Annotated in this window: 10 protein-coding genes and 1 pseudogene; 9 read left to right on the top strand and 2 right to left on the bottom strand. The window is 56.8% G+C overall.

The window, feature by feature from the left end; all coding sequences use genetic code 11:
- Nucleotides 1-74: 74 nt before the first annotated feature.
- Nucleotides 75-482: pseudogene (locus ACL2XM_RS26155) on the top strand (cupin domain-containing protein); the annotation flags it as partial.
- 52 nt (nucleotides 483-534) lie between these two features.
- Here the strand turns inward: ACL2XM_RS26155 and allB are convergent.
- A complete protein-coding gene (gene allB, locus ACL2XM_RS26150) occupies nucleotides 535-2,106 on the bottom strand; it encodes an allantoinase AllB (protein WP_413731949.1) in 1,572 nt (523 codons plus the stop codon).
- A 386-nt stretch (nucleotides 2,107-2,492) separates the two neighbouring features.
- Between allB and ACL2XM_RS26145 the strand changes: the two genes are divergently transcribed.
- The 7 genes from ACL2XM_RS26145 to ACL2XM_RS26115 all read left to right on the top strand — a co-directional run bounded on the left by ACL2XM_RS26145 (nucleotide 2,493) and on the right by ACL2XM_RS26115 (nucleotide 11,267).
- Nucleotides 2,493-3,428, top strand: a complete 936-nt coding sequence (locus tag ACL2XM_RS26145; protein WP_410013537.1) for a LysR family transcriptional regulator — start codon at nucleotides 2,493-2,495, stop codon at nucleotides 3,426-3,428.
- Between the two features lie 121 nt (nucleotides 3,429-3,549).
- Nucleotides 3,550-5,670, top strand: a complete 2,121-nt coding sequence (locus ACL2XM_RS26140; protein WP_413731947.1) for an FUSC family protein — start codon at nucleotides 3,550-3,552, stop codon at nucleotides 5,668-5,670.
- Nucleotides 5,660-5,854 (top strand): DUF1656 domain-containing protein, encoded by a 195-nt coding sequence (locus ACL2XM_RS26135; RefSeq protein WP_410013535.1) that lies wholly within the window; start codon nucleotides 5,660-5,662, stop codon nucleotides 5,852-5,854. The genes ACL2XM_RS26140 and ACL2XM_RS26135 overlap by 11 nt, the downstream gene beginning before the upstream one ends.
- Nucleotides 5,847-6,788 (top strand): biotin/lipoyl-binding protein, encoded by a 942-nt coding sequence (locus tag ACL2XM_RS26130; RefSeq protein WP_413731945.1) that lies wholly within the window; start codon nucleotides 5,847-5,849, stop codon nucleotides 6,786-6,788. The genes ACL2XM_RS26135 and ACL2XM_RS26130 overlap by 8 nt, the downstream gene beginning before the upstream one ends.
- A 9-nt stretch (nucleotides 6,789-6,797) precedes the next feature.
- Entirely contained in the window at nucleotides 6,798-8,288 is a 1,491-nt protein-coding gene (locus ACL2XM_RS26125; protein WP_413731944.1) for an efflux transporter outer membrane subunit, read from the top strand.
- Between the two features lie 177 nt (nucleotides 8,289-8,465).
- Complete coding sequence (locus tag ACL2XM_RS26120) at nucleotides 8,466-9,203, top strand: helix-turn-helix domain-containing protein (RefSeq protein WP_413731942.1); 738 nt, start codon at nucleotides 8,466-8,468, stop codon at nucleotides 9,201-9,203.
- Between the two features lie 1,230 nt (nucleotides 9,204-10,433).
- On the top strand, nucleotides 10,434-11,267 hold the full coding sequence (locus ACL2XM_RS26115) for an N-acetylmuramoyl-L-alanine amidase-like domain-containing protein (RefSeq protein WP_413731940.1): 834 nt from the start codon (nucleotides 10,434-10,436) through the stop codon (nucleotides 11,265-11,267).
- A 321-nt stretch (nucleotides 11,268-11,588) separates the two neighbouring features.
- On the opposite strand, the gene ACL2XM_RS26110 is transcribed toward ACL2XM_RS26115, so the two are convergent.
- Nucleotides 11,589-12,620 (bottom strand): LacI family DNA-binding transcriptional regulator, encoded by a 1,032-nt coding sequence (locus ACL2XM_RS26110; RefSeq protein WP_413731939.1) that lies wholly within the window; start codon nucleotides 12,618-12,620, stop codon nucleotides 11,589-11,591.
- A gap of 394 nt (nucleotides 12,621-13,014) precedes the next feature.
- Here ACL2XM_RS26110 and ACL2XM_RS26105 point away from each other — a divergent pair, with 394 nt between their 5' ends.
- Nucleotides 13,015-14,445 (top strand): 6-phospho-beta-glucosidase, encoded by a 1,431-nt coding sequence (locus ACL2XM_RS26105; protein WP_413731938.1) that lies wholly within the window; start codon nucleotides 13,015-13,017, stop codon nucleotides 14,443-14,445.
- Nucleotides 14,446-14,664: the final 219 nt, after the last annotated feature.

Raw genomic sequence — 14,664 nt, 5'->3', positions numbered from 1 at the left:
CTGCTGCATTACCGGTTCGGCGTGCAACGTAGATGTGGGTGGCAGGCGGTCTGCATTGAGGTGGTGACTGGTCTGTCAGTTTTGGCGCCCATAGCGGCATCAAATGGTATGCCAGCGTATCCGGTACCGCATGGTTAGCTATGGAAAGCGACAAAGCCCCATTACAGCTGGAGGCCGGGGATGGTGTTCTGTTACCCAACGGCAGACGCGTTGTCTTGGCTCGGGATGTACCGCATCCCGCCGCGCAACTACGCCAGACAACAATATCAGGCTGTACAAGCGTGACAAAGGGGGGTGATGACAGGCCACGCCGCTTGCCCGGACCAGGACACAACACCTCAGTCAGGACAACCCGTATCGCCTGTCGCACGGTGAGCACGGGATTGCCCGGGACATATCCGCGGACGGCATGCTCGTGCGTCCGGCGCGCGCGTCAACCCGTTGCCGCCTGGTGGGGATTAATGCGCGCCGGCAATGGATAACGGATTACAACCGCCGTTTTGCCCCTTGCGCTGATAGCCGGGCTTCGCCTGGTCACACTTTGATATATCGGCCTGGGAATGAGCCGGTTAGGCCATCTTCCAGACTGTAAACCGTTTCGCCCCGTAACAGGGTCCGGACAATCCGGGCGCCGATTGTCCGGCCGACATAAGCGCTGATTTTATTCCTGTACTCAAGCTCCTCCGCTTTAAGGGTATAGGGCGAGTTCGGCTTGATAAAGGCAAAGTCGGCATCCTTACCAATCGCAATGCTGCCTTTGGTATGCAAAGCAAAGCGGTCGGCAGGATTGGTGGCGATGAGTCTGGCAAATTGCGTCAATGGCATCCCCCGTTTTTGTACGCTTTCATCAAAAAAAATATCAACGTCATTTTGTACTCCGGCAATGCCGCCCCAGGCGTCAAACGCATTGTTTCTGTTTTTCAGTTTTGCCGGACAAGGTGAATGATCAGAAGTGATAAAGTTTATATTGCCGGCCAGCACATGCCGCCATAAGCCATCCTGCGCCCTTTGGTCGCGAATAGGCGGCGAGCATTTTGCCAACGGGCCGATATCGTCCAACTCATCAGTCACAAAATACAAATATTGATTACAGGTTTCACAGGTAATATTAACCCCTTCCCCGCGCGCTTTCACCACCTCGTCCACGGCTTCAGGACTTGATATATGGCAAAAATTAATGGGACAGCCGGTCATCTTCGCAAACAAAACCGCACGCCGGATGGCTTCAACTTCCGCGAAAACCGGACGCGTGGCCACATAGGATGTTAACGATCCCTCGCCTTTTTTATAGGCAATTTTCGCTAGACGGTCTGTAATGGCGGCGTTCTCAGCATGAATCATCAAAACCTTGCCGGTTTTGGCTATTTGCCGCATGCCTTCATAAAGGGAATAATCATCAACATTCAGAAAATCACCTTTAATGGAAGGATCGCCGCACGTTGCCATAAAGCATTTATATCCAACCACTCCAGAGTCGCTCTGCTCTTGGATTCCATTATTCTCTAAATTATAAGGAACCAAGCCACCATGAGACGCGACATCAATGACTAATTTCCCTTCTCCGGCAGCATATTTAATTTCCAGTGTTTTTTTATCGACGGTGGCCGGCAATTGGTTCAGCGGCAGTTCGATAATCGTGGTAACACCGCCTTTGGCGCAGGCCCTGGTTCCGGTAACATAGCCTTCCCAGTCGTTGCGAATGCCGCCCCCCGGTTCATTTATATGAACGTGCGCATCCACCATTCCCGGGCTTACCACCAGACCCTTTGCGTCAATCACGTGTTCAGCCCCTTTTAATGCCGAGCCGATGGCGGCAATTTTACCGTTTTTAATGGCGATGTCGGCAGGCACTTCGCCCTGTTCTAAAATAACTAAGCCATTAGCAATGATCACATCGTAATCACGCACTGCTGCCTGACGGGCAGGCAAGGCGGCGCGACTCTTTACCTCACCGGCGGTTACGGAATTGGGTGCTGTTCCCAACACCCCTATTGCCGCTATACCGGTAATTTCTTTTAAGAGATTTCTTCTATTTTCGGAAAACAAAGCGTCATTTTCCTGATTTTTTTCTTTCGCCTCCGCGCGCTTTCCTAACTTCGCTTTCATCCTTTATTTCCTTATTTTCCTTTTTCATAAAAAATAGCGTCATTAACCCTATTGCGCTATCTGGCTTTTATTGAGCAGCAGCCATAATGATGTTATTTCTTGTCATAGTGATAAGCGTTCAGAACGGCCAGGCTACTCAGTAGGTTCTATTAATCTGATAGGACTCAGTCAGCATAGCGGCAGTGTCGCCATAAACCAAAATATTAAGCCAGGCACGCGGGAATTGTGTTTTTAAACTATTCGACGCGATCGACGCCCGGTAAACAGGGCCGGGCTAAACGGAAGTGTTCATTTTTTTGCCCCTTTGCCGGGTAAACATTCTCCCGTACTTCTCACGGCATGGGTATAGCGTTAAGATTCTGTTTCACGCAATGGATGAGAGATGGATGATGAAGCTCCCCGACCTGAACCTGCTGGTCGCACTGGACGCCCTGCTGGAGGAAGGCAGCGTGGTGGGCGCCGCCCGGCGCATGAACCTGAGCCCGCCGGCGATGAGCCGTACCCTGGGCCGCATCCGGGAAACGCTGGGCGACCCGGTGTTCGTGCAGGCCGGCCGCAAACTGGTGCCGACCCCGAGGGCGCTGGCCATGCGCGAGCAGGTCAGGGCGGCGGTCGAGCAGGCGACACAGGTGCTGACGCCCAGCGCCGAGGTCGACCTGACAACCTTGGCGCGACGTTTCAACGTGCGCGCCACCGACGAGTTCGTCAGTATCCACTTGGGCCGTTTATTGGATGCGATGGCCACGAGTATGCCGCGCGCCATGCTGCGCTTCGCCCCGGAGGAAGACGATGTGGACGACGAGGCGCTGCGCAGCGGCCGCATCGATCTGTTCATCAGCGGCTCGCGCAAGCTCGGGCCGGAGATCCGTGTGCAGTCGCTGTTCACCACCACCTATGTTGGTGTTGCCCGCGAGAATCATCCGATCTTCGATAACGACATGACGTTGCAGCAGTTCACCCGCTGGGAGCATATCAACGTTTCCCGGCGTGGGAAATCCGATGGTCCCATCGACGCTGTAATCGAGGCGCAGGACCTGCGCCGGCATGTCGCCCTGGTGGTGTCCTCGCCCTACACCGCCTTATTCGCTTTGCAGGAATCCGACCTGCTGCTGCTGCTGCCCGCGCATCTCGCACACAGCGCCTTCGCCGCCGGGCTACACATCCGCCTCTTCGACCTGCCGGTCCCCCTGAAGACGGTGCTTCTCACCCAGGCATGGCATCCGCGTCTGCAGAGCGACCCTGCGCATCAGTGGTTGCGGCGCACTATCCGGCTCTTGTGCCGGGAGGATGCGTCGCCTGCCGCCAAGCCGGGAAAGGTATAGCGCGCTGGCGGCGATCGGTGCGTTGAACGCACTCGTTGATTCACTCAAAGTCACTTTCCGTAAGCAATACCGGGCCCTAAAGTAATGCAAATCGTTGCTTTAGCTTTAGGAAATGTTCATCGTGCCTTCTGCGACATTACCACCGGCATCGTCTGTCGCCCCCCTTCCCATCATCACCCGGCTTTGCGGCTGGCTGGCCCGGATTGATCTGACCACTCCGCGCGCCACCTACGTCATGCGATCGACGCTTGCCGCCTGGCTGGCGCTGATAGTGGCCTATCTGCTCGAACTGCAGGCGCCGTATTCGGCCGCTTCCACCGTGCTGCTGGTCATCAACCCGATCCATGGCGCGGTTATCGGCAAAGGCACCTGGCGCGTGCTCGGTACGCTGGCCGGCATGTTGGCCGCCATCGTGCTGATGAGTGCCTTCGGGCAGATGCCGTGGCTGTTTCTGCTGGGCTTTGGCCTCTGGCTGGGGCTGAGCGTGGCGGCAATGACGCTGCTGCGCCACTTTCGCGCGTACGGCGTCGTGGTTGCCGGCTACACCGTGGGTCTGGCGGCCTATGGCGCCCTTGAGCATCCGCTGCTGACGTTTGCTAATGTGATCAGCCGCGGTTCTTCGGTGATGGTGGGAGTGGTCTGCCTGGGGCTGGTATCGATGCTGTTCAGCGCCCGTGGCGTGCGCGGCAGACTCGACGCCCAGTTGCGGCGGCTGGCGGCGGCCATCGCCGATACCCTGGCGACGCAGCTTGGGGCGATCGGCAGCGAGAGCGACGCCGGCGCCGCCCAGGCCGCCTCGGCGAGACAACGCCTAATTGCCGAGGTCTATGGCGTGGACGACCTGCTGGCGCAGGGCAAGGCGGAATCGGCCGACCTGGCGCAGCGCGCCGTGACCGTGCGGCATGCGATGACGTCATTGTTCGCCGCGCTGGTCGGCGGCGTGCCGCCCCTGCCGGCGGACAGCGCCGGCGAGCGGACGCTGCGCGCCTTGCAACCGGCGCTGGAGCAGGCATGGCGCGAAGCGGGGCGCGCCGTGGCAGGCGGACCGCAGGGGGTGGAACCGGCGATACAAACGCTGCGCCGGGTACGCACGCACCTGGGCGCCACGCTTGCCGCGGCTTCAACCGCGGCGCCGGCCGGACAGGTGGCGCAGCTTATCACCGGCGACCGGCTGGTGGAGCAGATCGACGACTATCTCGCGGCGCTGGAGGGCATCGCCACATTACATCACCCACGCCCACGTGGCCCGCAATCGCCGATTCCTTTCCACCGCGATACCACCGCGGCGATGGAGAACGGATGTCGTGCCATGCTGACCCTGGTGCTGGGCGGCGGGTTTTGGGTCCTTACCGGATGGCCGCATGGCAGCATGATGCTGGCGGGGCTGGCGGCCAGCTGCGCGCTGCTGGCGACGGCCCCTAATCCCGCGGCCGGCGCGGTCGAATTCATCAAGGGCACCGTCGTGGCCGTGCCGGTGGCGTTCCTTTGCGCGTTCATCGTGCTGCCCTGCATCGATGGGCTGCCGCTGCTGCTGGTGGTATTGGCCCTGTTCTGGCTGCCGGGCATCTACGCGACGACGATTCCCCGCCACGGGCTGGCCGGCGTGGCCTATCTGGTCGGATTCAATACGCTGGCGGCCGCGGCCAATCCTATGCGCTATGACCTTGCGTTGTTTCTAAACGGGTCGGTGGCGTGGATACTGGCAACGTTTTTCACGCTGCTGAGCTTTCGCCTGCTGCTGCCGCGCAATCTTGCCCGTGACCATGACCGGCTGCGCCGCCGTATCCGCGACGACGCGCTGGCCGTACTGCGCGGCACGCGGGCGGATCGCCGCAGTTGGCAGTGGTATCAGCAGCACCGCATGGCGCAGCTCGGCACCGTGTTCAAAACCCAGCCCGCCGCGCTGGATCACGCCATCGGCGACGCGCTGGCCAGCCTGCATCTGGGCCGCGAGCTGCTGCGCTTGCGCGCATGGCTGCGGCTTGCGCCGACCCTGTCCCCATTGCGCCCGCCGGTCGCGGTCGCGCTGCAGCGGATGGCCCGCCGCGCTGATACTCCGGTCCTGGCCGCCCGGCATGCGCGCCGCGCCGCGCGGACCCTGATGTGGATGGGGGCCGGCGAACCGACCTTGACGGCGGACCGGCAGCGCCTGGCCGCGGCGTTTACCGATGTGGCGGCGCTGCTCGAGGGCCATGCCGCCTATTTCGCTACACTGCCGCGGAGCCGTGCCCATGTTCAGTGAAGTCGCCATCGCCGGCATCTACCTGCCGCCCTTTTTCATCTACGCCTGCATCGCGGTGCCGCTGTTCCTGGGCCTGCGCTCCCTGCTGGCACGCTGCGGCCTGCTGCGCCGGGTCTGGCATCCGGCGCTGTTTGAGTTCGCTATTTCCCTTTGTCTGGTTTCCATACTGATTCTTTATGTCTAACACTATGTCTACTGCCGCATTACTCGTAAAACCCGCCGCGAAAGCGGCCCTGACGCTGGCGGCGATCGTCGCGGCGGTGTTGCTGGTCGCCGCGCTTTGGCGCGCCTACGTGCTCGCACCCTGGACCCGCGACGGTCGCGTGAGCGCACAGGTGGTACATATCGCCCCCGAAGTGTCCGGCACTGTCGCCGCCGTCGCCGTCGCCGATGACCAGTATGTGAAACGCGGCGACGTGCTGTATCGCATCGACCCCGAGCGTTTCCGGCTCGCCGTCGCGCAGGCCGAGGCGCAGCTGGCGGCGGCGACCGCAACGTCGCGCCAGAAGGCCCAGGATGCCAAACGGCGTCAGGGCATGGACGATCTGGTGCCCGGCGAGGACATCCAGCGGGCAAACCAGGCCGTAGCCATCGCCCAGGCGGAACAGCGCCACGCGCAGGTGGCCTTGGACGTGGCGCGATTAGACCTTGAGCGCGCAGCCCTGTACGCCCCGGTCGATGGCTACGTGACGCACCTGCGGCTGCGCCGGGGCGATTATGCCGTGGCCGGACAGCCGAACATCGCGTTGCTGGATGCGCACAGCTTCTGGATCACCGGCTATTTCGAGGAAACCAAGCTTTACGGCATCCATCCCGGCGCGCCGGCGCAGGTCCGGCTGATGGGATACGACGACCTGATCCAGGCGCATGTGTCCAGCATCGGACGCGGCATCACCGATACTAACGAGAAGGCCGACACCCAGGGTTTGCCAAGCGTCGAACCGAGTTTCAGCTGGGTTCGCCTGGCCCAGCGTATCCCGGTACGCGTCGAGATTGACCACGTGCCGCCGGGTATCGTCCTGGTAGCCGGCATGACCTGCAGTATTGACGTCGGCCAGCCGGGACACGCCCCGATTCACCAAGGGCGTTTGACGACCCTGTTGCATCGCTGGATGTAAGGAATGATTATGCGCACAGACATGCATCCCCGCGGATTCACCTTTCCGGTTCCCGTATGGGTACTGCTCCTGGCCACCGGCCTGTCGGGCTGCGCCACCGTCGGCCCCGACTATCAGCCGCCGCGGATCGCGGTGCCGACACACTGGAGCGAGGCGCCGGGCGCCGTCGCAGCCGCCGACCAGGCGCGTTTGCAGACCTGGTGGCGCACGTTTAACGATCCCATGCTCGATCGGCTGGTGGACAGGACGCTGGCCAACAACCAGGATCTGGCCATTGCCCAGGCGCGGTTGCGGCAGGCGCGCGCCGAGCGCGTATCAATCGCCGCCGGCCAGGGGCCAACCGTGTCGGCCGGCGGCTCGGGCGAAGCGTTGCGCTCCAGCAAGAGGCTGGACGATGGGACGCTGGGCGGCCAATCCGGTACCTGGCACGCCGGCTTCGATGCGAGCTGGGAACTGGATCTGTTCGGCGGCACCCGGCGCGCGGTGGAGTCCGCCGATGCGAACATCGATGCATTAGCCCATGACCAACACGCGTTGCAGGTGAGTTTACTCTCGGAGCTGGCGGCCGACTATGCCGGGCTGCGCAGCGCGCAGGCGCGCCTGGTCATCGCCCACGACAACATCCGCACCCTGCATGATGGCGAGCACCTGGCCGAGCGGGCAATGCGGCAGGGCCTGGGAACCGCCACGGACGTTATGCAGGCACGCGCCGAGCGCGAGTCCGCCGAGGCGCAACCGCCTCTCCTGGAGGCAGACATCGCCCGCCTGAGCCATGCCATCGGCGTACTGGCCGGAGGCTTCCCCGGCGAATGGCGGGCCACGCTGGCCAAGCCTGCGCCCAGCCTGCCCATGGTACCGGCTTTGCCACTGGCGTTACCCTCAGACGTTATCCGCCGGCGCCCCGACCTGCTGGCGGATGAACGCCGCCTGGCCGCTGCCACGGCGCAGATTGGCGTCGCCGAAGCAGCGCGTTTCCCGCATTTCAGCATTCCGTTAAGCATCGGTACCTCCGCCAGCCTGTTGCACGACCTGTTTTCCGGCGCCAGCCTGGCGTGGTCGGCCGGGGCGCAGGCAAGCCAGACGCTCTATGACGGTGGCCGCGCGCGGGCCGGCGTCACGGCGGCACAGGCCGGAATGCAGGCGGCGGGGCTGGCCTATGAGCGCGATGTGCGCCTTGCCCTGCGTGATGTGGAAGATGCCCTGACCGGGTTAAATAGCGAACGACTGCGCCAGGCGTCGCTGGCAGCGGCGGTTGGCGACAGCCAACGGGCGCTGGAGGGGGCGACCCGGCTTTATCGCCAAGGCTTGAGTGGCTATCTGCCGGTGCTTACCGCCCAGCGCGCGGCCAATCAAGCCCGCGACGCCCTGGCATTGAGCCAGGGGGACGAAGTGCGCAGCGCTATCGCGCTTTACAAAGCCCTGGGCGCAGGGTGGCAGCGCCAAGCCATGGCCCTGGACAGCCCCGGCGCCGGCCAGCCCAACGCCGCTGCCGATGAATGAATGCACGGCTTTCAGGGTGTGACGCCAACCCGATAAGAAGACGACCGGGCGAGCCAGCAGAACGGCCCTGACCTTATTCCAGACAAGAAACGGCACGCCCCTGTTAATACCCGGTATGAAATCGCGTTAACCGCCATGACTCATTCATCGCCCACGCGGGAACAAGGGAAATTACCGATGACTTATGATGACATTATTTCAGATTTACTTAACTGGCTAGAGTCCCATATCGATCAGCAGTTATCCCTTGATGCCATTGCGGCGAAAGCAGGCTATTCTAAATGGCACCTGCAACGCATATTCCTGAAAATAACCGGCAGTAAGCTGGGTACCTATGTACGGGAGCGAAGGTTATCCAAAGCCGCATTGGCACTCTACCACAGCAGCCGATCCATTTTAGATATCGCGCTGGAATATGGCTTTGATTCGCAACAAAGCTTCAGCCGCGCATTTAAAAAACAATTTTTTATTACGCCCGATCATTACCGCAAGATGGCGGATTGGGATACTGTCGGCCTCAGACCCCCGATACAGTTACACCCTTTTCATGTACCGCAACCAGCGTTAGTGATGCTGCCCCGCTTGGCATTAGTCCGTCTGCCCGCCAGCTTGTATCGCCCGGTAGATAACGATGGTTATCAGGACAATACCTTAGCAAGCGATCTGCGCGGATGCGCACGGGACATCAATGCGGATGGAACGTCGATGCTGTATGGATTACATCATCTTTATCTGGCAAGAAAGCATAAACAACAAACTTACTATAGCATTGCCGCCGGTCAAATTGACGAAACAGAACGTCAGGGAATATTTATAGAAACGGGAATCTATGCGCGTTTTACCTATAATGGCCCATCGGATATGTTACCTTCATTTATTATGAAGATTTATGAAAACCACTTACCCGCGCTGTGATTCATCCGCCGGCAAGGTTACGATATAACACGTTTCCATGCCCTCGAAAGGACCGTTGCCGCCGCTTCGTTACTGCAATGTGATTATTTTATTCCCTGGAAGGAAAAATGATACCCTTGGGGATATGCAATACTGTTGATGCCATTGAGGTTATCTGGCGTGAAGCGGGTCCGTTCGCGGGCCTTCTATACCGCCCCGCGTGCACGCGGATTCCCGGCGACCGCAGCGATGTCATGCTCTCGAAAGCGTCAGCGTGCTGCTTTGGCGGTCTGCAGATCGGACTGGCCATGCTCTTGACGGACGGTCAGGGCCGGAGCTCAGCCTTACAGATGTTAAAAGCCCCAACTCGGAGAGTCGGGGCTTTTAAGGTACAACGCACTTAAAATTTAACATTCATCAACTTTATAACGACTTACTGCTATGGGTACTGCGTTTATAGATGTACATGTGTATCACAGAATATATGAGCCACCTATATTGTACGATGTCCTCCCATCTGTTGCCTGAAAGGTAATTGTTCACTTAGCCCTATGCGTATCACTTTAGCTAAGCCTGTACAGTACATCCCCCTCGCGATATAGACTTTGTGTTACGTGGCTTTACTTCTGTCGCGATATACCTACTTTAATACCGTTTTACACCCATCGCGAACAATATAATAACTATAAAGCCTTAACTCATCGCGTTTTCATGACGATATTAACATGCGATGGCAGAGATTGACTACCTGGCCTTTAAGCATCGCCGTTCGAGTTTATTGAAGCCACTCTCACCGGCATAATGTTACTCTGTACTTCGTGGCCTTTATCGCATTATTTACTTACTTTTTACTTACTCTTTACTTACTTTACTACTTAACTCTTACAACTGATACTGCTTAATTTAATCCACTACATACTACGCCGGCTCGATATAATCTTTACTGCTCAATGCACCGGCGTTGGATATAAATCTAATACATCTCACGGTAATGTCAATACTGTTTTTACAACCATGATTTTATTATCTGCAAATCAAACAAACCCGCGTCGGCTCTGCTTATCCAGCTCCTTTTTCTGCTACTGTGCGGCAGGAATTGAGCGTTAGCCTATTGTGCTCAGTACCCGGTATGGATCGGCCACGCCCTGATTTAGCCCTGGCAGCCGCGATAAAACCGTGCTGCCGGCGTTTATTGAAATTTACCGCCAGGGTGGTAACCTTTTACCTGGGAGCTCATGCCGGCGAGAGTGAATGATGAATATCGATAATGCTAACGATTATGCCCGTTTATCCCGCGATGAACGAACGGACGCCCGCGAGGATCAAAGCAGCGTATCCGCTGGCCCGGACGATGCCTTTGCCACCATGGCGACGGATGCCGTTACCTCGGAAAAAATCAACCGGCTTATCGATCGCATCGCGCTGCCCTGCCGCGATCTTAGCCTTGGCCAGCGGCTGGAAAGGCTATCCGAACAGTTTTTAGCCACGCCCTATCAAGCCAATACCCTGGTGGGCTCATTCACCGAAAAAGAGCGGCTGGTGGCCGACTTTCGCGGCGTAGACTGCTTTACCCTGCTGGACTATGTCTGCGCGTTGGCCACATCCCGCAGTGAGCATGACTTTTTCCAGCGCCTGGCGGCAATACGCTACCAGGCGGGCGACATGCATTTTCTGGCCAGAAACCATTTTTTTAGCGACTGGTGCGCCAGGGAACCGGCCAATGCCGTGGATATTACCGCGACACTTAGCCCGCAGGCGATCGGCGTCACCAAATACCTCAACCGCAAGGGCGTTGATGAGGTGTATATTCCGGGGTTGGCTATCGTGGAGCGCAGGATCAGCTATATTCCCACGGAAAAAATCGACGCTGCCGTGCTGGCTGGGCTTTATTCCGGCGATCTGATCGGCATCTATGCACCCTCGCCGGGGCTGGACGTTTCGCACGTGGGCTTTTTGATCAAAAACGCCGACGTGGTTTATTTGCGTAACGCGTCATCGCTTAGCCACAATATGAAGGTGGTGGATTCCCCGTTGGCGGCCTATTTGCAAAACAAACCGGGCATCGTCGTACTGCGCCTCCACTGATATCGGACGAGGCCAAGGCCGTCTTTATTTATTTGCCTGGCGGGTTTAAGCCCGTTATGGTGAATAAACCCGCCGGTCCAGGAGTCCAGCCATCAGAGTCACGGTCATAACGGGTCGTCATCGTTACTCCCGCGCCTGGCGTCACCCGCTTAGGCGATCGCGTCTATAGCGAGTCGGGAAAAACCCTATCCATGGCCGCAAACCGGGATTTGTCCGTCAAAAGCTCCCGGCTGTTCATTGCCCATCGATTGAGTTGGAAACGACACCCTGGCCGGAGAGGCTATGGCCAGTCATTGTTTATACCGCCGGGATATTCTGTATTCAGATGGCGTTCTGCGCAGAAAATTGCGGACCATTAATGACAGAATCCCGCAGAATAAGATCTGAGGTAAATTGATTTTGCTCGGACAAATATCCGCCATCAAGCATCGAAATAATCTGATTAATCACTTCGTTGACCATATCGCTGACGGGATCTTTCACGCTGGATAGCGCCGGAATCAGAAACGGCGCGATCGGGATATTATCAAAACCGATCACCGAGACATCGGCAGGCACAGCTATACCGGCGTCGTTGAGTTTTTTCATGGCACCAATCGCCATTTCGTCGTTACTGGCAAGAATGGCGCTGAACGGCTGATTCCCGGCGAGAAGAGTATCAACCGCGGCCGCGCCGCTGGCCGATGACCATTTACCCTTTACGATCAGCGCTTCCTGCACCGGTAAAGCACAGGCGGTCAATGCCTCTTTATAACCGGAAAAGCGTTCAATGGCCGTGGGGGAATCCATAGAACCGGTAATAAATGCAATGTCATGGTGACCACGTTCAATGAGCGCTTTGGTGGCGTTAAAGCTCGATCCTTTATGATCACAATAAATACAGTGGCTCAGATGCTTCCTTAATTTTCGATTCACCACCATTACCGGTATTTTATATTTATCGATGATAGCGTCCATTTTGTCGATGGATAAAAAACGCGGATAAATAATGATGCCATCGCAACCTAAATCATGTAGAAATTCTATGGCATCCTGTTCCTCGGCGACGCTGTTTTTCCCATCCACCAGAATCAGCTTGCGTCCATTCGCATCCAGTTTTTTGGCCGCCTGAGAAATGAGCTCACTAAAGTAATTACCGTTATACAACGTATTGGTGACCACCAGCCCGATACACTTGGATTTGCTGGTCGCCAGATTACGCGCCAGCAAGTTCGGACGATATCCCGTGTCTTCGATGGCCTTGAACACCTGATCCTTCGTTTCCTGGCTGACATAGCCTTTCCCCGAAAGAACGCGTGAAACCGTGGCTTTTGAGACGCCGGCTCTGGACGCCACTTCCTGCATTGTCGACATCAGGCATACCTAAACGGAAAATGATACGCCATTCTACACATTTTGTGAGTTTTCCGGAGATTTCGACCGGCAATGTCTCCCCATAGGGATCGGCATCACAAAATTGAAGCAGAGTTAAAATTAACTATTGAATTCTAAAATAGATAAACTCACTATTGTGTGAAACCGGTTACTTATCGTTTCGGCAAGAAAGTAAAAAGATGACGATAACGCAGGCTCATAGGCAACGAAAAACTTATAATTACATGAAAAATAGAGACTTATTGTTGATGCCTGCCTATTTTACAGCACTATCGCCGTCCATTGCCGACGCCATGGACATACCCATCGCCCGCGCCGTTTTGCAACGTGCTGTAAATATTGATTAAAGAAATTGAAAAAAGAGGATTGTTAGATGAGTGCATCATTATTTCCCGACGGTTTCTTATGGGGCGGCGCGATTGCCGCCAACCAGGCCGAAGGCGGGTGTTTTGAAGGTGGAAAGGGTCTGGCGACAATCGATATGATCCCGCACGGCGAACATCGTTTGGCGGTTAAACTCGGTCAGGAAAAGCGTTTCACGCTGCAAGACGATGAGTTCTACCCGAACCATCAGGCAATTGATTTTTATCATCGTTATAAAGAAGACATCGCGCTGATGGCGGAAATGGGTTTCACCGTGTTCAGAACCTCCATCGCCTGGAGCCGTCTTTATCCGAACGGTGACGAACTGACGCCGAATGCCGAAGGTATCGCGTTCTATCGCGACGTATTTGCCGAATGTAAAAAAAACGGCATCGAACCTTTGGTGACGCTGAGCCACTTCGACGTGCCGATGAATCTGGTGATTGAATACGGTTCTTGGCGCAACCGCAAAATGGTCGATTTTTTCACCCGCTATGCACGAACCTGTTTTGAAGCCTTTGACGGTCTGGTGAAATACTGGCTGACTTTCAACGAGATCAATATCCTGCTGCACAGCCCATTCTCCGGTGCCGGTTTGGTATTCGAAGCGGGTGAAAATCAGGAGCAGGTAAAATATCAGGCGGTACATCACGAACTGATCGCCAGCGCGCTGGCGACAAAAATTGCCCACGAAGTCAACCCGGAGAATCAGGTCGGCTGCATGCTGGCGGGCGGTAATTTCTACCCGAGAACCTGCAAACCGGCAGATGTCTGGGCGGCGCTGCAAAAAGACCGCGAAAATCTGTTCTTTATCGACGTGCAGGCGCGCGGTGCTTATCCGTCCTACACCAAACGCGTTTTTGCCGAGAAGGGCATTACCCTCGACAAAGCGCCGGGGGATGACGAGATCCTGAAAAATACCGTCGATTTCGTCTCCTTTAGTTATTACGCTTCACGCTGCGCCTCGGCGGACATGAGCGAGAATAACAGCAGTGCGGTCAATGTCGTCAACTCGCTGAGAAATCCGCATCTTGACGTCAGCGAATGGGGCTGGGGCATCGACCCGTTGGGCCTGCGTATCACGATGAATATGATGTATGACCGCTACCAGAAACCGTTATTCCTGGTGGAAAACGGCCTCGGCGCAAAAGACGAAATTAACGCACAGGGTGAAATCGTTGACGATTACCGCATCAACTACCTGCGTGAGCACATCAAAGCGATGGGCGAAGCCATCGCCGACGGAATCCCGGTGATCGGCTACACCTCGTGGGGCTGCATCGATCTGGTTTCCGCCTCCACCGGTGAAATGAGCAAACGCTACGGTTTCGTCTATGTCGATCGCGACGACCATGGCAACGGTACCCTGGCAAGAAAGAGAAAAAAATCATTTTACTGGTATAAAAAGGTTATTGCGAGCAAGGGGGCAGATTTGGATTGACCGCCAATATAAACCTTAAACCCACATCAGGTCTGGGTAAGTAACATTATATTCATTCGAAGCGGTGAATGTTGACTTTAGCCCGCCCTCATGAATAGAAAAATAATAGGTTGCACAACTATCATAGCGACCAAGAAATACGTGGGCGGCTGCCTGATGGGTTATTACAACCCCATGAAGCCACACCGCGATATCATGGGTATGCACCGGTATCAGCTG

The sequence above is a fragment of the Sodalis sp. RH20 genome (assembly GCF_047324205.1).
Taxonomy (GTDB): domain Bacteria; phylum Pseudomonadota; class Gammaproteobacteria; order Enterobacterales; family Enterobacteriaceae; genus Acerihabitans.
The sequence above is the reverse complement of the archived record's forward strand: the minus strand, read 5'-3'. Positions and strand labels throughout refer to the sequence as shown.

Excerpts from the sequence above, each read along its gene's own strand:
- ACL2XM_RS26110 (WP_413731939.1), bottom strand. The coding sequence starts at position 12,620 with ATGTCGACAATGCAGGAAGTGGCGTCCAGAGCCGGCGTCTCAAAAGCC.
- allB (WP_413731949.1), bottom strand. The coding sequence starts at position 2,106 with ATGAAAGCGAAGTTAGGAAAGCGCGCGGAGGCGAAAGAAAAAAATCAG.
- ACL2XM_RS26115 (WP_413731940.1), top strand. The coding sequence starts at position 10,434 with ATGATGAATATCGATAATGCTAACGATTATGCCCGTTTATCCCGCGAT.
- ACL2XM_RS26125 (WP_413731944.1), top strand. The coding sequence starts at position 6,798 with ATGCGCACAGACATGCATCCCCGCGGATTCACCTTTCCGGTTCCCGTA.
- ACL2XM_RS26130 (WP_413731945.1), top strand. The coding sequence starts at position 5,847 with ATGTCTAACACTATGTCTACTGCCGCATTACTCGTAAAACCCGCCGCG.
- ACL2XM_RS26145 (WP_410013537.1), top strand. The coding sequence starts at position 2,493 with ATGATGAAGCTCCCCGACCTGAACCTGCTGGTCGCACTGGACGCCCTG.
- ACL2XM_RS26120 (WP_413731942.1), top strand. The coding sequence starts at position 8,466 with ATGACTTATGATGACATTATTTCAGATTTACTTAACTGGCTAGAGTCC.
- ACL2XM_RS26105 (WP_413731938.1), top strand. The coding sequence starts at position 13,015 with ATGAGTGCATCATTATTTCCCGACGGTTTCTTATGGGGCGGCGCGATT.
- ACL2XM_RS26135 (WP_410013535.1), top strand. The coding sequence starts at position 5,660 with ATGTTCAGTGAAGTCGCCATCGCCGGCATCTACCTGCCGCCCTTTTTC.